Consider the following 21,697-nt stretch of genomic DNA (forward strand, 5'->3'; position numbering starts at 1 on the left):
AGTGCTCCCAAGGGCGGGGGTGGGTGTAAACCCACCCTTCCTTTGTGAAGGGGGCGGGGAGGTGACCGTGGACCTTTGGCAGCTGGTGGAAGAGGCGGTTTCGCCCCTGGGGCTGGACGTCCTCGAGGTCCACTTCGCCCGGGGCGAGCTCCTCGTCCGCCTGGAGCGAAAGGACGAGCGCCCCATCACCGTGGCCGAACTGGAGGAGGCGAGCCGCCACATAGAGGCTGCCCTAGACCGGGAGGACCCCATCCCGGGAAGCTACCGGCTTTTGGTGGAGTCCCCAGGGCCCAAAAGGCCCCTCTTCACCCGGCGGCACTTTGAGCGGTTCCAGGGCCTCAAGGCCAAGGTTCCGGGCCCCGGGGGGTTCACGGGGCGGATCCTCCGGGTGGAGGGGGAAGAGGTGGTCTTCCAGGTGGGCGACGAGGAGCGGCGCCTTAGGATCGGCACCTTCCGGGCCAACCTGGCGGAGTGGCCCGAGGAGCCCAGGTAAAAGGAGGTAAAAAGGGATGAACAGGGAGTTCGTGGAAGCCATGCAGCACCTGGCCCTGGAGCGCGGGGTCAGCGTGGAGGAGATCCTGGAGGCCTTCAAGGAGGCCCTGCGCAAGGCCTACATCAAGCGGCAGAAGGGCTACAAGAAGGAGGAGATTGACCAAGGGAAGGGCCCCGAGGTGGACGTCTACATTGACCCGAACTCGGGCCGCATTGAGATGGTGGAGGTCCGGCGGGTGGTGGAGAAGGTGACGGACCCCGACAAGGAGATCGCCCTCGCCGAGGCCCTCCAGTACGACCCCGAGGTCCAGGTGGGGGACGAGATGGAGTTCCCCATCAACCCGGAAGAGCTCTCCCGCATGGCCATCCAGGACCTGCGCCAGATCCTGACCCAGCGCCTCAAGGAGTCGGAGCGCAACCGGATCTACAACGAGTACAAGGACAAAGAGGGGCAGGTCCTCACCGGGGTGGTGACCCGGGTGGACAACTGGGGAAACGTCTTCGTGGACCTGGGCCGCGGGGAGGCCTACCTTCCCAAGAGCGAGCAGATCCCCACGGAGAAGTACCACCCCGGCCAGCGGATCAAGGTCTACCTGAAGAAGGTGGACAAGTCCGCCAAGGGCCCTTCCCTCCTGGTGAGCCGGGCCCACGAGAGGCTCCTGGAACACCTCCTCAAGCAGGAGGTGCCCGAGATCGCCGAGGGCATCGTGGAGATCAAGGCCATCGCCCGGGAGCCCGGAAGGCGGAGCAAGGTGGCGGTCATGAGCCACAACCCCAACGTGGACCCCATCGGGGCCTGCATCGGGCACAAGGGCCAGCGCATCCAGGCGGTCTCCGCCGAGCTCGGCCGGGAGAAGGTGGACATCATCCTCTGGTCCAAGGACCCCAAGGAGTTCATCCGGAACGCCCTCTCCCCCGCCCAGGTGGGCTCCATTGAGCTTGACCCCGAGGCGAAGAAGGCCCGGGTCAAGGTCACCAAGGACCAGCACTCCCTGGCCATCGGCACCGGGGGGCAGAACGTCCGCCTGGCCTCCAAGCTCACCGGCTACGACATCCACTTTGAGGAGGCGGAGATCTCCGACCTGGACGAGGCCCTGCGGCGCGCCGCCGAGGAGGAGGCCGAGGCCCGGGAAAGGAAGGCCCGCGAGGAGTTTGAGAAGCTCTTCCGTGACCTCGGATGAAGCACGTCCCCATCCGCATGTGCGTGGCCTGCCGCCGAAGGCGGCCCAAGGGGGAGCTTCTCCGCATCCTGGCCACGGAGGAGGGCTTCGTCATCGACCCGAGCGGCAAGCGGCCGGGACGAGGGGCCTACGTCTGCCCCGACAGCCCCGAGTGCCGCTCGGAAAAACGGCTCCGGCGCTTCGCCGGGGCCAAGGCCAGGGCCTTGGCCGAGGCCCTGGCCGCTTACCTAGGAGGTGAGGATGGCCAAAGTAAGGATCTACCAGCTGGCTAAGGAGCTGGGCATGGAAACCCAGGAGCTTTTGGAGCTCCTGGACCAGATGGGGGTGGCCTACAAGTCCCACGCCTCCACCCTGGAGGAGAAGGATGCGGAGGCGGTGCGGGAACTCGTGAAGGAGCAGCGGGGACTCCAGGAGAAGCTCGCCGAGGAGGAGCGCCGCAAAAGCCTCCCCCGGCGCCCCCCCGTGGTGGTCATCATGGGCCACGTGGACCACGGGAAGACCACCCTCCTGGACTACCTGCGCAAAAGCCGCATCGCCGAGAAGGAGGCCGGGGGGATCACCCAGCACGTGGGCGCCTTTGAGGTGAAGACCCCCGGGGGGACCGTGGTCTTCATAGACACCCCCGGGCACGAGGCCTTCACCACCATCAGGCAGCGGGGGGCCAAGGTGGCGGACATCGCCGTCATCGTCATCGCCGCGGACGACGGCATCATGCCCCAGACGGAGGAGGCCATCGCCCACGCCAAGGCCGCGGGGGCCAAGCTCATCTTCGCCATCAACAAGATTGACCTGCCCCAGGCGGACCCCGAGAAGGTGAAGCGGCAGCTCATGGAGCGGGGCTTCGTTCCCGAGGAGTACGGCGGCGACGCCATCGTCATCCCCATCAGCGCCAAGACGGGGCAGGGGGTCCAGGACCTCCTGGAGATGATCCTCCTCCTCGCCGAGCTGGAGGACTACCGGGCCGACCCCAACGCCGAGCCCCGGGGGGTGATCCTGGAGTCCAGGCTGGACAAGCAGGCGGGGGTCATCGCCAACATGCTGGTCCAGGAGGGGACCTTCCGCGTGGGGGATTACGTGGTGGCGGGGGAGGTCTTTGGCCGCATCCGCGCCATGATGGACGCCGACGGCAACCAGCGCAAGGAGGCGGGGCCGGGAAGCGCCGTCCAGGTCCTGGGCTTCCAGGAGCTTCCCCACGCGGGGGACGTGGTGGAGTGGGTGCCGGACCTCGAGGCCGCCAAGGAGATCGCCGAGGAGCGCAAAGAGGAGAGGAAGGCGCGGGAAGAGGAGGAGAAGGCCCGCCGCCCCCGGACCATGGCCGAGCTCCTCCGGGCCATGCAGGAGGAGGGGAAGAAGGAGCTCAACCTCATCCTCCGGGCCGACACCCAGGGCTCCTTAGAAGCCATCCAGCACATCCTGGCCCGGGAGAGCACCGAGGACGTGAAGATCAACCTCCTCCTCGCCCAGGTGGGCGCCCCCACGGAGTCGGACGTCCTCCTCGCCCAGACGGCGAACGCGGCCATCCTGGCCTTCGGCGTGAACCCGCCGGGCTCGGTGAAGAAGAAGGCGGAGGAGAAGGGCGTCCTCCTCAAGACCTTCCGCATCATCTACGACCTCATTGACGAGGTCCGCAACATGGTGAAGGGGCAAAAGGAGCCCCAGTACAAGGAGGAGGTCCTGGGCCAGGCCGAGGTGCGGGCCATCTTCCGCCTGCCCACGGGCAAGCAGGTGGCGGGGTGCATGGTTACCCAGGGCCGGATCCCGCGGAACGCCGAGGTGCGGGTCCTGAGGAACGGCCAGGTGATCTGGCAAGGGCGCATCGCCAGCCTCAAGCGCTTCAAGGAGGACGTGCGCGAGGTGGCCCAGGGCTACGAGTGCGGCATCGGCCTGGACGGATTTGACAGCTTCCGGGAAGGGGACGTGATCGAGGCCTTCCAGATGGTGGAGGTCCCCGCCTAAGGCCATGCTCCGCCTCCTGGCCCTCCTCGCCCTTTGCCTCTACGGGGCCGAGCGCCTCCCCCAGGCCCCCAAGGGCGCGGAGGGCCTCTTCGCCCCGGGGCCCGTCCTGGCGAAGCAGGAGGAGCGAAGCCCCCTCCTCCCGGCGCCGCCCGTGCCGGAGGTGCGAAGGGGGCTTTTGCCGAAGCCCAAGGCCCCGGCCCTCCGGCCGAAGGCCAGGGAGGGCTTCGCCCAGGCCGAAAAGCTTTTCCTCCTCTTCGCCCGGCTGCAGCTGGAGGGGGGTTAGGCGCCTTTTCCCGCGGAACGTCTTGCGGCAAAGGCGGCCAAAGGCATTAGGGACCACGGCGCGTGACGCGCATCCAAGGGGAAGCGCATGAACCGGAAAAACCTCACCAGCCTGTTCCTGCTCGGCGTGTTCCTTCTCGCCCTGCTCTTCGTATGGAAGCCCTGGGCCCCCGAGGAGCCCAAGATCCGCCTGGGCCTGGACCTGAAGGGGGGTCTGAGGATCGTCCTCGAGGCCGACGTGGAGAACCCCACCCTGGACGACCTGGAGAAGGCCCGGACCGTCCTGGAAAACCGGATCAACGCCCTCGGCGTGGCCGAGCCCCTCATCCAGATCCAGGGGCAGAAGCGCATCGTGGTGGAGCTCCCCGGCCTCTCCCAGGCCGACCAGGACCGGGCCCTCAAACTCATCGGGCAGCGGGCGGTCCTGGAGTTCCGCATCGTCAAGGAAGGGGCCACGGGCACCACCGTGGCCCAGATCAACCAGGCCCTCCGGGAGAACCCCAGGCTCAACCGGGAGGAGCTGGAGAAGGACCTGATCAAGCCGGAGGACCTCGGCCCGCCCCTCCTCACGGGGACGGACCTGGCCGACGCCCGGGCGGTCTTTGACCCGTTCGGCCGCCCCCAGGTCTCCCTCACCTTCACCCCGGAAGGGGCGAAGAAGTTTGAGGAGGTCACCCGGCAGAACATCGGCAAGCGGCTCGCCATCGTCCTGGACGGCCGGGTCTACACCGCCCCTGTGATCCGCCAGGCCATCACCGGAGGCCAGGCGGTCATAGAGGGGCTTTCCAGCGTGGAGGAGGCGAGCGAGATCGCCCTCGTCCTGCGCTCGGGCTCCCTGCCGGTTCCCCTCGAGGTGGCGGAGATCCGGGCCATCGGCCCCACCCTGGGGCAGGACGCCATCCAGGCGGGGATCCGCTCCGCCCTCATCGGCACCCTGGCCATCTTCCTCCTCATCTTCGCCTACTACGGCCCCCACCTGGGGCTCGTGGCCTCCTTGGGCCTCCTCTACACCTCGGCCCTCATCCTAGGCCTCCTCTCGGGCCTCGGGGCCACCCTGACCCTCCCCGGCATCGCCGGCCTCGTCCTCACCCTGGGGGCGGCGGTGGACGGGAACGTCCTCTCCTTTGAGCGGATCAAGGAGGAGCTCAGGGCCGGGAAGAAGCTCCGCCAGGCCATCCCCGAGGGCTTCCGCCACTCCACCCTCACCATCATGGACGTGAACATCGCCCACCTTCTGGCGGCGGCCGCCCTCTACCAGTACGCCACCGGGCCGGTGCGGGGCTTCGCCGTGATCCTGGCCATCGGCGTGGTGGCCAGCGTCTTCTCCAACCTCGTCTTCAGCCGCCACCTCCTGGAGCGCCTGGCCGACCGGGGCGAGATCCGCCCCCCCATGTGGCTCGTGGACCCGCGGTTCAACTTCATGGGCCCCGCCCGCTACATCACCCTGGCCACCCTCCTCCTCGCCGCCCTGGCGGCGGGCGTGGTCTTCACCAAGGGCTTCAACTACTCCATTGACTTCACCGGGGGGACGGCCTACACCCTGCGGACCGAGCCCAACGTGGAGGTGGAGACGCTGAGGCGTTTCCTCGAGGAGAAGGGCTTCCCCGGCAAGGAGGCGGTGATCACCCAGGTCCAGGCCCCCACGGCGGCCTACCGGGAGTTTTTGGTGAAGCTCCCGCCCCTTTCCGACGAGAGGCGGCTTGAGCTGGAAAGGCTTTACGCCTCCGAGCTCAAGGCCACGGTCCTGGCCTCGGAGACCGTGGGGCCGGCCATCGGGGAGGAGCTGAGGCGCAACGCGCTGATGGCGGTCCTGGTGGGGCTTGGCCTCATCCTCCTCTACGTGGCCTTCCGCTTTGACTGGACCTTCGGCGTGGCCAGCATCCTGGCCGTGGCCCACGACGTGGCCATCGTGGCCGGGATGTACAGCCTCCTGGGCCTGGAGTTCTCCATCCCCACCATCGCCGCCCTCCTCACCATCGTGGGCTACTCCATCAACGACTCCATCGTGGTCTCGGACCGCATCCGGGAAAACCAGAAGCTCCTCCGGCACCTGCCCTACGTCGAGCTCGTCAACCGCTCCATCAACCAGACCCTCTCCCGCACGGTGATGACGAGCCTCACCACCCTCCTCCCCATCCTCGCCCTCCTCTTCCTGGGAGGGAGCGTCCTCAGGGACTTCGCCCTGGCCATCTTCGTGGGCATCTTCGTGGGAACCTATAGCTCCATCTACGTGGTGAGCGCCTTGGTGGTGGCCTGGAAGAACCGCAGGAAGGCCCAAGAGGCCAGCAAGGCCTAGTCCCCTTCCAGCTCCGCTTCCGCCTTGTGGCGGAGGCGGAGCGCTTTAGGTCCTCCTGGCCCTGAAGGAGGTGGCCCGCGGGGGGGTGGGGGTGCTCCTCGTGGAGCAGAACGTGGCCCTCTCCCTGGAGGTGGCGGAAAAACGCCGGCTTCCAGCACCTCGCCCCCGTGGAGGAGTTCCCCCTGGAGGTCTGGCAAAGGATGCTCCAGGTGATGCTCACCGCCCCCTTCCAGCTCACCCAAGCCCTCCTCCCCGGGATGAAGCGAAGGGGCTGGGGCCGGATCCTGAACATCGCCAGCATCCACGGCCTGGTGGCAAGCCCCTTCAAGAGCGCCTACATCTCGGCCAAGCACGGCCTCCTCGGCCTCACCAAGACGGTGGCCCTCGAGGCCGGGCCCTACGGGGTCACGGCGAACGCCATCGCCCCCGCCTACGTCCGCACCCCCCTGGTGGAGGGCCAGATCCAGGACCAGGCCAAGACCCTGGGGATCCCCCCCGCGGAGGTGGCGGAGAAGGTCTTCCTGGCCCAGGCGGCCATCAAGCGCCTCATAGAGCCTGAGGAAGTGGCCGAGCTCGCCCTCTTCCTGGCCTCGGAGAAGGCCAGCGCCATCACCGGGGCCGTCTTCCCCATAGACCTGGGCTGGACGGCCCGCTAGCGGACGGCCCTGAGGGGGAGGCCCTCCTCCCTGGCCCAGGCCTCCCAGGCCCGGGCGGGCCTTTGGGCGAAGAAGGCGCAGAGGGCCCCGTAGAGGGGGTTTTCCGGGGAGGCGGGGCTGAAGGCGGCTTCCAGGAGCTCGGGAAGCCCCGCCTTCTGGCAGAAGCGGGCCCAGAGGTGGGGCTCGAGGGCGGCGAGGGCCACCTCGTAGAACCCGCCCCCCAGGAGGAGGCCCTTGAGGGCGGCGAGGGCCAGGGCGTAGGCCCCCGCCAGGTCGGCGAACTGGAAGGCCCGCCAGGGGAAACGGCCCAAAAGCCCCGCCTCGGCCAGGTAGGTGAGGTCGTGGCCGGGGTCGGGAGCGTCCCGGTAGCCCCGAAGGCGGACGTAGACCAGGCGGGGGTTCTCGGCCAGAAGCGCTTCGGGCCCCAGGCCGAGCCTCTCCATCGCCCCCGGGCGGCTGGACTCCAGGAGAATGGCCGCCTCCGCCACCAGGCCCAGAAGCCGCGCCCTTCCCTCCTCCGCCTTCAGGTCCAGGACGAGGACCTCCTTCCCCTCGTTCAAAAAGCGGTAGGCCTCGGGGGCGAGGGCCTTTAGGGGGTCCCCCCCTGGGGGCTCCACCTTGAGGACGGGAAAGCCCATCTCCAAGAGGAGTTTCCCCGCCAAGGGCCCGGGCAAAAGCCGGGTGAGGTCCAAGACCTTACCGGGGGGCCATGCGGAGGGCGCCATCCAGCCGGATCACCTCCCCGTTCAGCATGGGGTTTTCCAGGACGTGGAGGACCAGGGCGGCGTACTCCTCGGGGCGGCCAAGCCTCGGGGGAAAGGGGACCTGGGCGGCGAGGGAGGCCTTGGCCTTTTCCGGAAGCCCCTGGAGGAGGGGGGTGTCAAAGAGGCCCGGGGCGAGGGCCACCACCCGGATCCCCCACCCGGCGAGCTCCCGGGCCGCAGGAAGGGTGAGGGCCACCACGCCCCCCTTGCTCGCCGCGTAGGCCGCCTGGCCGATCTGCCCCTCAAAGGCGGCCACGCTGGCCGTGTTCACGATGACCCCCCGCTGCCCCTCGGCGTCGGGAGGGTTTTCCCGCATGGCCCAGGCGGCGAGGCGCAAAACGTTGAAGGTGCCGAGGAGGTTCACCTCAAGAACCCGCCGGAAGCTTTCCAGACCGTGGGGGCCCTCTTTGCCCAGGATCTTCTCCGCGAGGCCGATTCCGGCGGCGTTCACCACGGCGAAGAGGGGGGCCTCCTCTTGCGCCCTCGCCACCGCCCGGGCCACGTCCTCCTCCCGGGTCACGTCCCCTTCCACGTAAAGGAGGTCCTCCTCCCCCCGCCTGAGGTCCAGGACCACCACCCGGTAGCCCCTCGCCCTCAAGGCCAGGGCCGCGGCCCGCCCAAGCCCCGAGGCCCCGCCCGTCACCAAGGCGCTCCGCTCCATCCTTCCCTCCCTATAGCCTCTGGATCACCGTGGCCGTGGCCTGGCCGTGGCCGATGCACATCACCTGGAGGCCGAACTCGCCCCCCCGGCGCTCAAGCTCATGGAGGAGCTTGGTCATGAGCACGGCCCCCGTGGCCCCCAAGGGATGCCCGTGGGCGATGGCCCCCCCGTTGGGGTTCACCTTTTCGGGGTCCGCCCCAAGCTCCCGCAGGAAGGCGAGGACCACGCTGGCGAAGGCCTCGTTGACCTCTATGACGTCCACGTCCCGCAAGGAAAGCCCCGCCCGCTCCAGGGCCTTTTTCGCGGCGGGGATGACCTCCAGAAGCTGCAGGGTAGGGTCCCCCGCCACCACCACCCGGGCGAGGAAGCGGGCCCTGGGCCTAAGGCCCAGGGCCAGGGCCTTTTCCCTGTCCCCGAGGAGGAGGGCCGCGGCGCCGTCGGAGATCTGGCTGGAGTTCCCCGCCGGTCACCACCCCGTTTTCCCGGAAGACGGGCTTGAGGGCAAGCATCTTCTCGTAGTCCACATCGGGGCGGACCCCCTCGTCCCGGGTGAGGAGGAAGGGCCTCCCCTCGGCGTCCAGCCCCTCCAGGGGAAGGATCTGGGCAGAAAACCGCCCCTCCTCCTGGGCCCGGGCCGCCCTTTTGTGGGAGAGGTAGCCCCACTCGTCCAGCTCCTCGCGGCAAAACCCGTAGCGCTCGGCGATGCGCTCGGCGCTTTCCCCCTGGTGGACGAGCTCGTACCTCTTCCCAAGCTCGGGGTTCAGGGTGTGGAAGCCCCCGCCGATGTCCGAGAACATGGGCACCCGGGTCATGCTCTCCACCCCGCCGGCGATGGCGAAGTCCACATCCCCTGCGGCGATGGCCTGGGCGGCGAAGTGGACGGCCTGCTGGCTGGAGCCGCACATGCGGTTGAGGCTCACCGCGGGCACCTCCTGGGGAAGCCTGGAGAGGAGCACCGCAAGCCGCCCCACGTTCGCCCCCTGCTCCCCCACCTGGGTCACGCACCCCGTGACCACGTCCCCGATGAGGCCCGGGTCTATGCCCGTCCGCTCCAAGAGGGCGTCCAGGACCTTGGCGTAGAGGGCATCGGGCCTGTAGGCCCTAAGGGCCCCGTTCCGCTTGCCGATGGGCGTGCGCACCGCCTCGAGGATCACCGGCTCTCCCATCCCTCCCTCCCTTCCCTGCGGGCTTCCCAGTATACCCCCTTGACGCCTTTGGGGGGCGCGTGCTTTAGTTAGACCTAGGAACGAACTAAGGAGCGCACGGTGCGCAAGGGCGACGTCCAAACCCTCCGCAGGCTCAACCGCAGGGCCATCCTGAACCAGCTCAGGCGGGGCCCCCTCTCCCGTGCCGACCTGGCCCGGGCCACGGGCCTCGCCAAGAGCGCCGTAAGCCGCCTCGTGGAGGAGCTGCTCCAGGAGGGGCTCTTGGAGGAGGGGCCCGCCGCGCCCTCCCCATTGGGCCGGCCGCCCACCCTCCTCCGGCTCAAGCCCCGGGCCCGGATGGCCCTGGGCGCGGAGGTGGGCGTGGAGGGCACGGTCCTCGTGGCCCTGGACTGGCAGGGGCAGGTGGCCTGGAGCAAGGAGTGGGCCCACGCCCCCGAGGAGGACCTCCACGCCCGCATCCAACGCCTCCTTCTGGAGGTCCGCCCCCACCTTCAAGACGCCCTGGGCCTCGGGATCACCCTGCCCGGGGTGGTGGCGGGGCGCCGCCTCCTCCTCGCCCCCAACCTGGGGTGGAGGGAGGTGGACCTTAGCCCCCACCTCGCCGCCCTCCCCCTCCCCGTGGCCCTGGAGAACGACGCCAAGGCCTCCGCCCTTTCCGAGGTCTTCCTCCACGGGGAGCAGAACCTCGCCTACGTGGTCCTGAGCACGGGGCTCGGCGTGGGGGTGGTGGCCGAGGGCAGGCTCCTCCGGGGCGCCACCGGGGCCTTCGGGGAGGTGGGGCACTGGCTTGGGGAGGGGGTCTCCCCTTGCCGGTGCGGCCGCCAAGGGTGCCTGGAGGTGGCCCTGGGCCTGGCAACCCTCGTGAAGCGCTACCGGGCCCTGGGGGGCACCGCCTCCACGCTGGAGGGCCTCCTCGCCGGGGCCCGGGCCGGGGAGGAGGCGGCCCTCCTCGCCCTCCGCCAGTTGGGGGAGGCCCTGGGCCGGTTTCTCGCCAACCTGGCCGTGGCCTACGACCCCGCCCGGGTGGTGGTGGGCGGGCGGGTGGCCGAGCTCTTCCCCTTCCTGGAAGCCCCCCTCCGGGCTTCCCTGGAGGCCCACGCCTTCTTAGAGGCCCACCGGAAGCTCCCCGTGGCCCCCTCGGTCTACGGCCACCTGGCCCCGGCGGTGGGCGGGGCGAGCCTCTTCTTGGCGCGGTTTTTTGAGCTGGGCGGCTTGTGGGCGGAAGGCCCACGTCGCAATGGAGGTGAAGGGTATGCGGAAGTGGCTTTTGGCGATCGGTATGGTCTTGGGGCTTAGCGCCCTGGCCCAAGGAGGCAAGCTGGAGATCTTCTCCTGGTGGGCGGGAGACGAGGGGCCGGCCCTCGAGGCCCTGATCCGGCTCTACAAGCAGAAGTACCCCGGGGTGGAGGTCATCAACGCCACGGTGACGGGGGGCGCCGGGGTGAACGCCCGCGCCGTCCTCAAGACCCGGATGCTGGGCGGGGACCCCCCGGACACCTTCCAGGTGCACGCCGGCATGGAGCTCATCGGCACCTGGGTGGTGGCGAACCGGATGGAGGACCTCTCTGCCCTCTTCCGCCAGGAAGGGTGGCTCCAGGCCTTCCCCAAGGGGCTGATTGACCTCATCTCCTACAAGGGCGGGATCTGGAGCGTGCCCGTGAACATCCACCGCTCCAACGTGATGTGGTACCTCCCCGCCAAGCTCAAGGAGTGGGGGGTCAACCCGCCCCGGACCTGGGACGAGTTCCTGGCCACCTGCCAGACTCTGAAGCAAAAGGGCCTCGAGGCGCCCCTCGCCCTGGGGGAGAACTGGACGCAGCAGCACCTCTGGGAAAGCGTCGCCCTCGCCGTCCTCGGCCCCAATGACTGGAACAACCTCTGGAACGGCAAGCTCAAGTTCACCGACCCCAAGGCCGTGCGGGCCTGGGAGGTCTTCGGCCGGGTGCTGGACTGCGCCAACAAGGACGCCGCCGGGCTTTCCTGGCAGCAGGCGGTGGACCGGGTGGTCCAGGGCAAGGCCGCCTTCAACGTCATGGGCGACTGGGCCGCGGGCTACATGACCACCACCCTCAAGCTCAAGCCCGGGACCGACTTCGCCTGGGCCCCCTCCCCCGGCACCTCTGGGGTCTTCATGATGCTCTCCGACTCCTTCGGCCTGCCCAAGGGGGCCAAGAACCGGCAGAACACCATCAACTGGCTTAGGCTCGTGGGTTCCAAGGAGGGTCAGGACACCTTCAACCCCCTCAAGGGCTCCATCGCCGCCCGGCTGGACTCCGACCCCAGCAAGTACAACGCCTACGGCCAGTCGGCCATGAAGGACTGGAAGTCCAACCGCATCGTGGGCTCCCTAGTCCACGGGGCGGTGGCGCCCGAGAGCTTCATGAGCCAGTTCGGCACGGTCATGGAGATCTTCCTCCAGACCAGGAACCCGCAGGCCGCGGCCAACGCCGCCCAAGCCATCGCCGACCAGGTGGGCCTGGGCCGGCTGGGCCAGTGAGAAGCCGGCGCGGGGTGGGCCTCGGCCCACCCCCTTTTTTCCCATGCGCGACCGCATCCTGGCATTCCTCGTCCTCCTCCCCTCCGTCCTCGCCGTGGGGGTCTTCGTCTACGGCTTCATCGGCCAAAACCTCTGGGTCTCCCTCACCGACTGGGGCAAGGACCCGGCCCAGGCCCTGGCCCTGAGGCCCGAGCTCCGCTTCGTGGGCTTGGAGAACTACCGCGAGCTCTTCACCGGTTTTGTGGACGTCCGCTTCCGCCAAAGCGTCGTGAACCTCATCTTCTTCACCCTCTTCTTCATGGCCGGAAGCCTGGGCCTGGGCCTCCTCCTCGCCCTTGCGGTGGACAAGGCCCCCAGAGGGGAGGGCTTCTTCCGCACGGTCTTCCTCTTCCCCATGGCCCTTTCCTTCGTGGTCACCGGGACCATCTGGCGCTGGCTTTTGCAGCCCCAAGGCGGGGTGAACGCCCTGCCCACCCTCTTCGGCCTGCCCCCCCTCTCCTTCCCCTGGCTCGCCACCCGGGAACAGGTCCTGGCCTTTGACTGGAACCGCTTGCCCTTCTACACCGCCTTCGTGGTGGGGCTCGTCCTCCTCTACGTGGCCTACACCGCCCATCGCGAGGGGGAGAAGCGGCGGGCCTTCTGGGGTCTGGCCTCCGCCGGGGTGCTCCTCCTTTGGGCCTTTGCCTTCGGGCGGGGGCTGAAGCTCCTCCCCTACCCCGAGGTCCACGGGTTCAGCCTGGCCCTGGTGGGGGTGATCCTGGCGGCGGTGTGGCAGATGTCCGGCTACACCATGGCCCTTTACCTGGCGGGGCTGAGGGGGATCCCCGTGGAGGTCCTCGAGGCCGCCCGAGTGGACGGGGCGAGCGAGTGGCAGCTCTTCCGCCGGATCATCTTTCCCATGCTCGCCCCCATCACCCTCTCGGCCATGATCGTCCTGGGGCACATCGCCCTGAAGATCTTTGACCTCGTCTTCGCCATGGCCGGGCTGGACTACGCCCCCACGGACGTGCCCGCCATCTACATGTACCTCCTCGCCTTCCGGGGCAACCAGTTCGCCAAGGGCGCCGCCATCGGCATCCTCCTGCTCCTCCTCGTGGCCGTGGTGGTCGTCCCCTACCTGGCCACCCAGCTCAGGAAGGAGGTGCGGCGGTGATGGGCCGGGCCCTCCTCTACGGCTTCCTCCTCCTCATGGCGGGCTTCTTCCTCCTCCCCGTGTACCTGGTGGTCCTCACCGCCCTAAAGGAGCCCGCCCGGATCACCCTGGAGACGGTCTGGCAGTGGCCCCATCCCCCTTACTGGGAGAGCTTCCGCACCGCCTGGGAAGCCTTCCGGCCCAAGTTCCAGAACTCCGTGATCCTCGCCGTCTCCGCCACCCTCCTCTCCGCCCTGGTGGGGTCCCTGAACGGGTACGTCCTGGCCAAGTGGCCCTTCCGGGGGTCGGGCCTCCTCTTCGCCCTGATCCTCTTCGGGATGTTCATCCCCTACCAGAGCGTCCTCATCCCCCTCTTCCAGTTCATGAAATCCATCGGCCTCTACGGCAGCCTCTTCGGGCTCGTCCTGGTCCACGTGGTCTACGGCATCCCCATCGTTACCCTCATCTTCCGCAACTACTACAGCGAAATCCCCGACGAGCTTTTGGAAGCGGCCCGCATTGACGGGGCGGGGTTTTTCGGCATCTTCCGCCACGTGATCCTGCCCCTCTCCGTCCCCGCCTTCGTGGTGGTGGCCATCTGGCAGTTCACCCAGATCTGGAACGAGTTCCTCTTCGCCGTGACCCTCACCCGGCCCGAAAGCCAGCCCATCACCGTGGCCCTGGCCCAGCTCGCCGGAGGGGAGGCGGTGAAGTGGAACCTGCCCATGGCCGGGGCCATCCTGGCAGCCCTCCCCACCCTCCTCGTCTACATCCTCCTCGGCCGCTACTTCCTCCGGGGCCTCCTCGCGGGCTCGGTGAAGGGGTAGGGCCTTCACCCTTTTCATGCCCGCCCCTCCTAAAATGGCGGGACCATGAGCGGGGCCGAGCTCATCCGGGCGGCGGGACCTGTTTTCTGGATCCTGTTTGCCCTCTCCGTCTACACCCTCCACCTGGTCCTCGCAGGCCTTTTCCGCAGAAAGGCCACGGCGAGGACCCTGGACCGGCTGGGGGACCTGGCCCAGTTCGCCCCCCTCCTCGGGCTCTTCGGCACCAGCCTGGGCATGATCCGGGCCTTCCTGGCCCTCGGCCAGGGGGGGAACCCGGAGCTTCTGGCCCAGGGCATCGCCGAGGCCCTCACCAACACCGGGATGGGCCTCTTCGTGGCCGTGGTGGCCTACGGGGGGCGGGTGCTCCTCGGGGTTATGGAGGGGGGGCGCAACACCGTGGACCTGGGGGCCTTCTACTGAGCGCCCCACCGCAGCGAAAGCCGCGGCGGAGCCCCAAAAAGCCCCCCACCGCCCCGGTTTGGGCACCGTGGCGCACTCCGCCTAGGCCCAGTGGTCCAAAGGCCCGTGGCCCTGGCCCAGGGAAGGCGCCGTCTTCAGGGCCCGGGTGAGGTAAGCCTTGGCCTCGGCCACCGCCTCCGCCAAGGGCCTTCCCTTGGCGAGGAGGGCGGCGATGGCGGCGGAGAGGGTGCAACCGGTGCCGTGGGTGTTGCGGGTTTGGACCCGGGGGGCAGAGAAGCGCAAGACCCCTTCCCGAGTGGCCAAAAGGTCCACCGCCCTTTCCCCCTCCAGATGTCCCCCCTTAAGGAGGACGGCCTCGGGGCCTAGGGCGAGGAGGGCCTTGGCGGCCTCCTCCGCCTCCTCCAGGGTGCGGATGGAATGCCCCAGGAGGGCTTCGGCCTCGAGGCGGTTCGGGGTAATGAGGGCCGCCAGGGGGAAAAGCCTCTCCTTGAGGGCGGCCACCGCCTCCGGGGCGAGGAGGGGGTCCCCGCTTTTCGCCACCATCACCGGGTCCACCACCAAGGGCCGGACCCCGAAGCGCCCCACCGCCTCGGCCACGGCCTCCACGATGGCCGCGTCCCCCAAGGCCCCCGTCTTGGCGGCGTGAAGGGGGAAGTCCTGGGCCACGCTTTTTATCTGGGCGTAGACCACCTCGGGGGGAAGGAGGTGCACCCGCTGCACCCCCAGGGTGTTCTGGGCGGTGACCAGGGTGAGGGCGCTCGTCCCGTAGACCCCGAAGCGGAAGAAGACCTTGAGGTCCGCCTGCACCCCCGCCCCGCCCCCCGAGTCGGAGCCCGCGATGGTGAGGGCCACCCTCATGCTTCCTCCAAGGGCTTCCCCCGGGTCTCCACCCCCACGGCGAAGGCGAAGACCCCGGCGAGGAGAAGAAGCCCCCCGTGGAGGGCCAAGACCCCGCCCGGACCCAAAAGGGGGAGGAGGGCCCCGGTGGCGTAGGGGGCGAGGATCCCCCCCACCCGGCCCACCGCCGCCACGAAGCCCGCCCCGCTTCCCCTAAGCGCCGTGGGGAAGAGCTCCGGGGTGTAGGCGTAGACCGCCCCCCAGGCCCCCAGGTTGAAGAAGGAGAGAAGGGCCCCGAAAAGGAGCACCTCCCCCGGGGAGGAAGCCCGGGAGAGGAGCCAGGCGAAGAGGGCGGAAAGGCCCAAAAACCCCACGAGCACGGGCCGCCTCCCCCAGCGCTCCACCAAGAAGGCCGCCGCGAGGTAGCCCGGCACCTGGGCCAAGGTGATGAGGAGGACGTACTCCAAGGAGCGCACCAGGGTGTAGCCCTGGGCCACGAGGAGGGAGGGGAGCCAGATGAAGGCCCCGTAGTAGCCCGCGTTCAGGGCGAACCAGGCGAGGGCGAGGAAGAGGGTGCGCCGGAGGAGGGGCGGGCGGAAGAGGGCCCCGTAGGGGAGGGGGCGCGGGGCGGGCTCGGGGCGAGGCTCGGGCAGGGGCCCGGGAAAGGCCCGCTCCCAGGAGGCCACCAGGGCCTCCGCCTCCGCCTCCCGGCCCCGGGCCACGAGCCAGCGGGGGGACTCAGGGAGGGAAAGCCTCAGGTAGGCGGCGTAAAGGGCGGGAAGGGCCCCGGCGAGGAAGGCGGCCCGCCAGCCGAAAGCGGGCACCAGGAGGTAGCCCATGAGGGCGGCGAGGAGCCACCCCACGGCCCAGAAGGCCTCGAGGAGGACCACCATCCGCCCCCGGTGGGCCTTGGGGCTAAACTCCCCCATGAGACTTGCCGCCACGGGAAGCTCCGCTCCTAGCCCAAGCCCCGTGAAGAAGCGGAAAACGAAAACCCAAGGGAGGCTTGGGGCCAGAGCGGTGAGGAGGCTTCCCAGCCCGGCGAGGAAGAGGCTATACCCCACCACCGCCTTCCGGCCGAACCGGTCGGCGAGCCTTCCCCCGAGGAGGGCCCCAAAGAGCATCCCCAGAAGCCCCACGCTCCCCAAAAGCCCCGCCCCCACCGGGTCCAGGCCGAACTCCCGGGAAAGGGCGGGCAGGGTGAAGCTGATGAGCCCCACGTCCATGGCGTCCAGGGCCCAGCCGAACCCGAGGAGGAAGAGGAGCCTAAGGTGGGGCCTCCCCAAGGGCAGGCGTTCCAGACGGGCGAGGGCGTCCATGGCCTCAGGCCACCGGAAGCTCCATCCGCCCCTTCCCCTTGAGCACCGCCTCCACCAGGTTCATGGGGCAGAAGGGGCCGCACATGCTGCAGGCCTTGGTCTTGGAACCCCGTTCCTCCTTGAGGCGCCTCGCCTCCTCGGGGAAGAGGGCGAGGGCGAACTGGCCCTCCCAGTCCAACCGGTAGCGGGCCTCGGACATCCTCCGGTTCCTCTCCAGGGCCCTTTTGTTCCCCCGGGCCACGTCGGCGGCGTGGGCGGCGATCTTAAAGGCGATCACCCCTTGCTTCACGTGCTCAGGGGTGGGCAGGCCCAGGTGCTCCGCCGGGGTGAGGTAGCAGAGCATGTCCGCACCCCACCACCCCGCCAAGGCCCCGCCGATGGCCCCGGCGATGTGGTCAAACCCCGCGGCGGTGTCCACGGGAAGCATCCCCAGGATGTAGAAGGGGGCGTGCCCCGTGAGCTTCTTCTGGATCTGGACGTTGGCCGCCACCTCGTTCAAGGGAATGTGCCCGGGGCCTTCCACCATGGCCTGGACCCCGGCCCGCCTGGCCCTTTCCACGAGCTCGCCGATGGTTAAAAGCTCTGCGATCTGGGCCCGGTCGGTGCTGTCGGCGAGGGAGCCTGGCCTCAGGCCATCCCCCAGGGAGAGGGTCATGTCGTAGGTGCGGGCGATGTCCAGAAGGTCGTCAAAGCGGGCGTAGAGGGGGTTTTCCTCGCCGCGGTGGAGCATCCAGGCGGCCATGAGCCCCCCGCCCCGGCTCACGATGCCCGTGGTGCGGGGGCTATTCCGGTAGACCTCGAGGTTCTTCAGGGTCACCCCCACGTGCACGGTGATGTAGTCCACCCCCTCCTTGCCGTGCTCCTCAATCACCTGGAAGAGCTCGTCCGCCGACATGTCAAAGAAGTTCTTGCGCCTAGCCGCCCGAAACTCCGCCTCGTAGATGGGCACGGTGCCCAAGGGGACGGTGGCCACCTCCAGGATCCGCTTGCGGATGGCCTTGAGGTCTCCCCCGGTGGAGAGGTCCATGAGGGTGTCCGCCCCGTACCGGATGGCCACCCTGGCCTTCTCCACCTCCTCCTCCACGTCCACGTAGTCGTAGGAGGTGCCCAGGTTGGCGTTCACCTTGACGGAAAGCCCCTCCCCGATCCCCTTGAAGTCGGTGAGGGTCGTGTGGTTGGGGTTCCTGGGGATGACGATCCGGCCTGCCGCCACCCCTTCCCGCACGAACTCGGGGGAAACCCCCTCCTTCTCGGCCACGTAGGCCATCTCCTCGGTGATCTTCCCTTTCCTTGCCGCCTCAAGCTGCGTCATCTTCCACCCCCAAAAGCCCTAAGAGCCTCTTTGCCGTCCAAGGGGCGAGGAGGACCCCGTTCCTCCCGTGCCCCACCGCCGCGTACACGCCTTCCCCCACCTCGCCCACGAAGAGCTCCCCCACGGGTCTATACCCGAAGACCACCCCCCTAAAGCGGGCCCCTTCCAAGAGGGGAAAGCGCTCGTGGGCGTAGTCCGCAAGCCACCTGAGGCCGAAGAGGTCCACCCCCTCTTCCCACCCCTCCCTCTGCGTGGCCCCCACGTAGACCCCGCCCTCCCGGGAGAGGAGGTACCCCTCCCCGGCGAAAAGGGGCCCGGGCGGGGCCTCGCCCTCGAGGAGCAACGCCTCCCCCTTGAGGGGCCTGACCCTTAGGCCGAACCTCCCCCCCCAGGCCCCCACGGAGAGGAGGACGAAGCGGGCCCTAAGGGCCCCTTCCCCCCAATAGACCCTCCCCCCCTCCACCCCCTCCACCTCGGCCCGGAGGTAGGTGCCCCCTAGGTCCTGGAAGGCCTGGAGGAGGGCCTCGCGAAGCCTCCTGGGGTGGACGAACCCCCCGGGGAAGCGCCTCGCCCCCAAGGCCCCCCGGACCGGGTAGGGGGAAGGGGCCTCCGCCTCCCAGGCCTCCTTTTCCGAGGGGGTGAGGGCCGCCACCCAGGTGCCGGAAAAGGCCGCCTCCACCTCGAGGCCCCTTTCCTTAAGCTCGGCGAGGAGCTCGGGGTAGCGGGCAAGGCCGTATAGCCCCGCCTCCAGAAGCTCCCCCGAAAGCCCCTCGGGGTAAGGGGCGAGCATCCCCGCGCTCGCGAAGGTGGCGGCCCCGGGCCTCTCCGCGTCCAGGAGGGCCACGGCCACCCCCCGCTTGGCGAGCTCGTAGGCGGCGAGGGCCCCGATGATCCCCGCCCCCACCACGGCCACCTCCGCCCTCATGGCTCCTCCTACTGGGGCCCGGTCGGGGTAAGAGGCACCCCCTCCACCGGGCTAGAGGGGCTTGCCGCCTCCCTAGGCCGCATGGGCCCCGCGAGGTAGGCCTTCCTCCCCGCCTCCACCGCAAGCCGGAAGGCCTCGGCCATGGCGGGGGGGTCTTGGGCCTCGGCGATGGCGGTGTTCACCAAGACGGCGTCCAGGCCGAGCTCCATCACCTCCGCCGCGTGGGAGGGGAGGCCGAGCCCCGCGTCCACCACCACCGGGGGAAGGTTTGCCTTCTCCCGGGCGAAAAGCTCCAGAAGGGCCCTCGTCCGCACCCCCCAGCCCGAGCCGATGGGGGCGGCGAGGGGCATCACCGTGGCCGTGCCCAGGGCGGCGAGCCTTTTGGCGAGGACGAGGTCCGGCCCCATGTAGGGGAGGACGAGGAAATCCTCCTCCAAAAGCCTCTCCGCCGCCTTCAGGGTCTCCAGGGGATCGGGGAGGAGGTAGGTGGGGTCGGGGATGACCTCGAGCTTCACCCACCTCTCCCCGGTGAGGAGGCGGCCCAGCCGGGCGAGGCGCACCGCCTCCTCGGCCGTGCGGGCCCCGGCGGTGTTGGGGAGAAGCCTAACCCCCTCCAAAGCCTCCAGAAGCCCCACGTGCCCCGGGGCCTTGAGCTCCACCCGCCTCACGGAGACCGTCACCACCTCGGCCCCCGCGGCGGCGATGGCCTCCCGCATCACCCCGAAGTCCTTGTACTTGCCGCTTCCCAGGAGGAGGCGGCTTTTGAGCTCTACGGGACCCACCTTCCAGGTGTCCATGCTAGCCCCCCTGCATCAGGGCCACCACCTCCACCACGTCCCCGTCCCGCAAGGGGCGGTCCGGGACCTCGAGGCCCAAGAAGGCCTCCTCGTTGAGGAGGACGGCGACCCCCTTAAGCTCCACGCCGAGCTCCTCCAAGACCTCCTTGAGGGTCTTTCCCTCCAAGGGCTTGGGCTCCCCGTTAAGCCACACCATAAAGCCTCTCCCTAAGGGCGCGGGCCGCCCGCTCGGGGTCAGGGGCGTCCAGGATGGCCCGGACCACCACGATGCGCCTGGCCCCGGCCTCTAGGACCTGGTCCAGGTTCCCCAGGTCAATCCCCCCGATGGCGTACCAGGGCTTCTCCCCCAGGTTCTCCGCCGCCCAGCGCACGTAGGCGAGCCCCGCCGCGGGCCTGCCCGGCTTCGTGGGGGTCTCCCACACGGGGCCCACGGAGAGGTAGTCCACCCCCTCCTCCAGGGCCCGCAGGGCCTGCTCGGGGGCGTGGGTGGAGCGGCCCACCATCCCGCGGAAAAAGCGCCGCGCCTCCTCGGGGGTGAGGTCACCCTGCCCCAGGTGCACCCCGTCCGCCCCCAGGAGGGCGGCGAGGTCGGGGCGGTCGTTCAGGAAGAAGGGCACCCCGTGGCGCCGGGCGAGGGCGAGCATCCTTTCCCCGAGCTCCAAAGTAGGCCGCGCCTCCCAGTCCTTGGCCCTGAGCTGCACGACCTCCACGCCGCCCGCCAAAGCCCTTTCCGTGCGGTCCAGGGTCTCCGCAAAGGTCCAACCGGGCCTTGGGGTCACCACCAGGTAGAGCCTTCCGAGCAACCTTTCACCCCCCCTAGGCCAGCGGGAAAGGGCCACGCGGCCCGAAGGGGGCTAGGTTTTGGGGGATTCGGGTCTTCCGCATAGGCTTCCCTCCGCCGGCATTACCCGGATCAGGTTCCAAGGGTTGCTGGGAGAAACCCAGCTCTCAGCCCTTCCATTCGGGCACCCCTAGCCTGCCCCCCCACTATAGCACGCCCCGAACCTGGGAAGGCAAGCCAGGCCACACCTGAGCTCTCATCACTTTCCTCCCCCCAGTTCCTGAAGCAACCTGACCAGCTCCTCCACCACTGCTTCCCTCCAAGGCGGGGGCCCCTGGGCCAGGGCGATCCGGCCCAGACGGAAGAGGCTTTGCCGCTCGGGATGGGCCAGAAGCCGGGGAAGCCATTCCCTGCCCTGCAAGCGCGCCCCCAGAAGGACCAAGAGCGCCATCCCCAAGGCCAGAAGCCATAACCACCCCCTGAGGCTCGCCCCCGTCCGCAGCCGATGGCGGTCCAGCCCAAACCCCTGCCCCTTCAGGTCCCTAAACCCCTCTTCAATCCACATCCGCCACCCATAGGGCGGCTCCCCCCCAAAAGGGCCCGAATAGGCCAGATACCAGGGATCCCGACCCCCTGGGTACACCAGGAGGGTGACTTCTACCCCCTCCCCACCGTGTCCGAAAAGGCGGACCTCCTCCCGCAGGGGGTGGACCACACGCTGGTAGCCCTCCTTCAGGGGAAGGCGCTTCCCCCCTTGGGGTTCCACCTCCCGGTTCTGCCGCAGGCGGATGAGGAAGCCCATGCCCCACCCCTGGAGCTTTCGCATCAGGGAGACCCGGTCAAAGCCGCGGTCCAGGAGGAAGAGGGGGGTATATCCCAGGTCCTGGACGGCGCGGCCCAGGCGGTGGAGGAACTCCTCCTCCACCCGGTTTTGACTGGGGAAAGGGGAGAGGGGGTGAAGAGCGAAGGCCACCACCAGGGCCCTTCCCTTGAGGGGAAGGGCGGCCACCAGGGCTTGGTGCCTACCGTCCTCTGTGAAGGTCCAGTCCACGATGAGGGGGAGGGGGCGGTCTTTGGGGAAACGAGGGACGAGGAGGGGGAGGAGGGCTTCGGTGAGGGCCCAGGGGTCTTGCAGGGTGGGGTGATGGAGGAAGCGCCAGAGGCGATTGAGGCGGCTTTGGGCCAGGGTGGGGAGGGGGGTTCTGCGGGCGAGGTCGGAGAGGGTGGGGTCCAGGGGGGTAGTGAGGAGGGTGGACAGGAAGAGGGCGAGGTTGGAGCGGATGGTTTTCCTGAGGGAGGCGAAGACCTTATGGACCCAGAGGGTGATAACTTGGGAAAGGGGGGTGGTGGGCGGCACACCTTACTTACCCCCCTCTTCTCTTCCCTTGTCAAGCCC

At 69.1% G+C, this 21,697-nt stretch carries 21 protein-coding genes, 2 pseudogenes and 1 riboswitch; of the genes and pseudogenes, 12 read left to right on the top strand and 11 right to left on the bottom strand.

Annotation, left to right across the window (positions count from 1 at the left end):
• Positions 1-19: 19 nt before the first annotated feature.
• The 7 genes and pseudogenes from rimP to TthTMY_RS07480 all read left to right on the top strand — a co-directional run.
• Positions 20-493, top strand: a complete 474-nt coding sequence (gene rimP, locus TthTMY_RS07450) for a ribosome maturation factor RimP (RefSeq protein WP_096412958.1) — start codon at positions 20-22, stop codon at positions 491-493.
• A 16-nt stretch (positions 494-509) separates the two neighbouring features.
• Complete coding sequence (gene nusA / locus TthTMY_RS07455) at positions 510-1,673, top strand: transcription termination factor NusA (protein ID WP_223903142.1); 1,164 nt, start codon at positions 510-512, stop codon at positions 1,671-1,673.
• Entirely contained in the window at positions 1,670-1,945 is a 276-nt protein-coding gene (locus TthTMY_RS07460) for a YlxR family protein (RefSeq protein ID WP_096410811.1), read from the top strand. Before nusA ends, TthTMY_RS07460 begins: the two co-directional genes overlap by 4 nt.
• Positions 1,914-3,629, top strand: a complete 1,716-nt coding sequence (gene infB / locus TthTMY_RS07465) for a translation initiation factor IF-2 (RefSeq protein WP_096410812.1) — start codon at positions 1,914-1,916, stop codon at positions 3,627-3,629. Before TthTMY_RS07460 ends, infB begins: the two co-directional genes overlap by 32 nt.
• Before the next feature lie 4 nt (positions 3,630-3,633).
• On the top strand, positions 3,634-3,912 hold the full coding sequence (locus TthTMY_RS07470) for a hypothetical protein (RefSeq protein ID WP_096410813.1): 279 nt from the start codon (positions 3,634-3,636) through the stop codon (positions 3,910-3,912).
• An 87-nt stretch (positions 3,913-3,999) separates the two neighbouring features.
• Complete coding sequence (gene secD / locus TthTMY_RS07475; protein ID WP_096410814.1) at positions 4,000-6,207, top strand: protein translocase subunit SecD; 2,208 nt, start codon at positions 4,000-4,002, stop codon at positions 6,205-6,207.
• A gap of 140 nt (positions 6,208-6,347) precedes the next feature.
• Positions 6,348-6,863, top strand: a pseudogene (locus TthTMY_RS07480) (SDR family oxidoreductase); the annotation flags it as partial.
• On the opposite strand, the gene TthTMY_RS07485 reads toward TthTMY_RS07480, so the two are convergent.
• The 3 genes and pseudogenes from TthTMY_RS07485 to TthTMY_RS07495 all read right to left on the bottom strand — a co-directional run bounded on the left by TthTMY_RS07485 (position 6,860) and on the right by TthTMY_RS07495 (position 9,454).
• Positions 6,860-7,588 (bottom strand): CoA transferase, encoded by a 729-nt coding sequence (locus TthTMY_RS07485; RefSeq protein WP_096410815.1) that lies wholly within the window; start codon positions 7,586-7,588, stop codon positions 6,860-6,862. The pseudogene TthTMY_RS07480 and the gene TthTMY_RS07485 overlap by 4 nt on opposite strands.
• Positions 7,560-8,288, bottom strand: coding sequence for an SDR family NAD(P)-dependent oxidoreductase (locus tag TthTMY_RS07490; protein ID WP_096410816.1), 729 nt, complete (start codon positions 8,286-8,288; stop codon positions 7,560-7,562). The genes TthTMY_RS07485 and TthTMY_RS07490 overlap by 29 nt, the downstream gene beginning before the upstream one ends.
• 10 nt (positions 8,289-8,298) lie before the next feature.
• Positions 8,299-9,454 (bottom strand): annotated as a pseudogene (locus TthTMY_RS07495) (thiolase family protein).
• A 99-nt stretch (positions 9,455-9,553) separates the two neighbouring features.
• Here TthTMY_RS07495 and TthTMY_RS07500 point away from each other — a divergent pair.
• The 5 genes from TthTMY_RS07500 to TthTMY_RS07520 are packed head-to-tail and all read left to right on the top strand — an operon-like array spanning position 9,554 to position 14,330.
• Positions 9,554-10,750: an ROK family transcriptional regulator gene (locus tag TthTMY_RS07500; protein WP_096410817.1), complete on the top strand. Its 1,197-nt coding sequence runs from the start codon at positions 9,554-9,556 to the stop codon at positions 10,748-10,750.
• Positions 10,707-11,951: an ABC transporter substrate-binding protein gene (locus tag TthTMY_RS07505; protein ID WP_172844627.1), complete on the top strand. Its 1,245-nt coding sequence runs from the start codon at positions 10,707-10,709 to the stop codon at positions 11,949-11,951. The genes TthTMY_RS07500 and TthTMY_RS07505 overlap by 44 nt, the downstream gene beginning before the upstream one ends.
• Positions 11,952-11,994: 43 nt before the next feature.
• Complete coding sequence (locus TthTMY_RS07510) at positions 11,995-13,104, top strand: carbohydrate ABC transporter permease (protein ID WP_096410819.1); 1,110 nt, start codon at positions 11,995-11,997, stop codon at positions 13,102-13,104.
• A complete protein-coding gene (locus tag TthTMY_RS07515; protein ID WP_096412961.1) occupies positions 13,104-13,910 on the top strand; it encodes a carbohydrate ABC transporter permease in 807 nt (268 codons plus the stop codon). Before TthTMY_RS07510 ends, TthTMY_RS07515 begins: the two co-directional genes overlap by 1 nt.
• A 45-nt stretch (positions 13,911-13,955) precedes the next feature.
• Positions 13,956-14,330, top strand: coding sequence for a MotA/TolQ/ExbB proton channel family protein (locus TthTMY_RS07520; protein ID WP_096410820.1), 375 nt, complete (start codon positions 13,956-13,958; stop codon positions 14,328-14,330).
• Between the two features lie 81 nt (positions 14,331-14,411).
• Here the strand turns inward: TthTMY_RS07520 and thiD are convergent, their stop codons facing one another.
• From thiD to TthTMY_RS07560, 8 genes are all read right to left on the bottom strand, one after another.
• Entirely contained in the window at positions 14,412-15,188 is a 777-nt protein-coding gene (gene thiD, locus TthTMY_RS07525) for a bifunctional hydroxymethylpyrimidine kinase/phosphomethylpyrimidine kinase (protein WP_096410821.1), read from the bottom strand.
• Positions 15,185-16,486 (bottom strand): MFS transporter, encoded by a 1,302-nt coding sequence (locus TthTMY_RS07530; RefSeq protein ID WP_096410822.1) that lies wholly within the window; start codon positions 16,484-16,486, stop codon positions 15,185-15,187. Before TthTMY_RS07530 ends, thiD begins: the two co-directional genes overlap by 4 nt.
• Positions 16,487-16,490: 4 nt before the next feature.
• Positions 16,491-17,798: a phosphomethylpyrimidine synthase ThiC gene (gene thiC, locus TthTMY_RS07535; RefSeq protein ID WP_096410823.1), complete on the bottom strand. Its 1,308-nt coding sequence runs from the start codon at positions 17,796-17,798 to the stop codon at positions 16,491-16,493.
• Entirely contained in the window at positions 17,785-18,723 is a 939-nt protein-coding gene (locus tag TthTMY_RS07540; RefSeq protein WP_096410824.1) for an NAD(P)/FAD-dependent oxidoreductase, read from the bottom strand. The genes thiC and TthTMY_RS07540 overlap by 14 nt, the downstream gene beginning before the upstream one ends.
• 8 nt (positions 18,724-18,731) lie before the next feature.
• Entirely contained in the window at positions 18,732-19,520 is a 789-nt protein-coding gene (locus TthTMY_RS07545) for a thiazole synthase (RefSeq protein ID WP_096410825.1), read from the bottom strand.
• A gap of 1 nt (position 19,521) precedes the next feature.
• Positions 19,522-19,716 (bottom strand): sulfur carrier protein ThiS, encoded by a 195-nt coding sequence (gene thiS / locus TthTMY_RS07550; protein WP_096410826.1) that lies wholly within the window; start codon positions 19,714-19,716, stop codon positions 19,522-19,524.
• Complete coding sequence (gene thiE, locus TthTMY_RS07555) at positions 19,703-20,323, bottom strand: thiamine phosphate synthase (RefSeq protein ID WP_096410827.1); 621 nt, start codon at positions 20,321-20,323, stop codon at positions 19,703-19,705. The genes thiS and thiE overlap by 14 nt, the downstream gene beginning before the upstream one ends.
• Positions 20,324-20,393: 70 nt before the next feature.
• Positions 20,394-20,503: riboswitch (TPP riboswitch) on the bottom strand.
• A 57-nt stretch (positions 20,504-20,560) separates the two neighbouring features.
• Positions 20,561-21,658, bottom strand: a complete 1,098-nt coding sequence (locus tag TthTMY_RS07560; RefSeq protein WP_096410490.1) for an IS4 family transposase — start codon at positions 21,656-21,658, stop codon at positions 20,561-20,563.
• Between the last annotated feature and the right edge of the window lie 39 nt (positions 21,659-21,697).

This window comes from Thermus thermophilus (assembly GCF_019974155.1).
GTDB lineage: Bacteria > Deinococcota > Deinococci > Deinococcales > Thermaceae > Thermus > Thermus thermophilus_C.

What these genes read in the sequence shown, in the direction of transcription:
- nusA (WP_223903142.1), top strand. Translation starts at nt 510, where the DNA reads ATGAACAGGGAGTTCGTGGAAGCCATGCAGCACCTGGCCCTGGAGCGC.
- TthTMY_RS07460 (WP_096410811.1), top strand. Translation starts at nt 1,670, where the DNA reads ATGAAGCACGTCCCCATCCGCATGTGCGTGGCCTGCCGCCGAAGGCGG.
- infB (WP_096410812.1), top strand. Translation starts at nt 1,914, where the DNA reads ATGGCCAAAGTAAGGATCTACCAGCTGGCTAAGGAGCTGGGCATGGAA.
- TthTMY_RS07470 (WP_096410813.1), top strand. Translation starts at nt 3,634, where the DNA reads ATGCTCCGCCTCCTGGCCCTCCTCGCCCTTTGCCTCTACGGGGCCGAG.
- secD (WP_096410814.1), top strand. Translation starts at nt 4,000, where the DNA reads ATGAACCGGAAAAACCTCACCAGCCTGTTCCTGCTCGGCGTGTTCCTT.
- TthTMY_RS07485 (WP_096410815.1), bottom strand. Translation starts at nt 7,588, where the DNA reads ATGGCGCCCTCCGCATGGCCCCCCGGTAAGGTCTTGGACCTCACCCGG.
- TthTMY_RS07490 (WP_096410816.1), bottom strand. Translation starts at nt 8,288, where the DNA reads ATGGAGCGGAGCGCCTTGGTGACGGGCGGGGCCTCGGGGCTTGGGCGG.
- TthTMY_RS07505 (WP_172844627.1), top strand. Translation starts at nt 10,707, where the DNA reads ATGCGGAAGTGGCTTTTGGCGATCGGTATGGTCTTGGGGCTTAGCGCC.
- TthTMY_RS07510 (WP_096410819.1), top strand. Translation starts at nt 11,995, where the DNA reads ATGCGCGACCGCATCCTGGCATTCCTCGTCCTCCTCCCCTCCGTCCTC.
- TthTMY_RS07515 (WP_096412961.1), top strand. Translation starts at nt 13,104, where the DNA reads ATGGGCCGGGCCCTCCTCTACGGCTTCCTCCTCCTCATGGCGGGCTTC.
- TthTMY_RS07520 (WP_096410820.1), top strand. Translation starts at nt 13,956, where the DNA reads ATGAGCGGGGCCGAGCTCATCCGGGCGGCGGGACCTGTTTTCTGGATC.
- thiD (WP_096410821.1), bottom strand. Translation starts at nt 15,188, where the DNA reads ATGAGGGTGGCCCTCACCATCGCGGGCTCCGACTCGGGGGGCGGGGCG.
- TthTMY_RS07530 (WP_096410822.1), bottom strand. Translation starts at nt 16,486, where the DNA reads ATGGACGCCCTCGCCCGTCTGGAACGCCTGCCCTTGGGGAGGCCCCAC.
- thiC (WP_096410823.1), bottom strand. Translation starts at nt 17,798, where the DNA reads ATGACGCAGCTTGAGGCGGCAAGGAAAGGGAAGATCACCGAGGAGATG.
- TthTMY_RS07540 (WP_096410824.1), bottom strand. Translation starts at nt 18,723, where the DNA reads ATGAGGGCGGAGGTGGCCGTGGTGGGGGCGGGGATCATCGGGGCCCTC.
- TthTMY_RS07545 (WP_096410825.1), bottom strand. Translation starts at nt 19,520, where the DNA reads ATGGACACCTGGAAGGTGGGTCCCGTAGAGCTCAAAAGCCGCCTCCTC.
- thiS (WP_096410826.1), bottom strand. Translation starts at nt 19,716, where the DNA reads ATGGTGTGGCTTAACGGGGAGCCCAAGCCCTTGGAGGGAAAGACCCTC.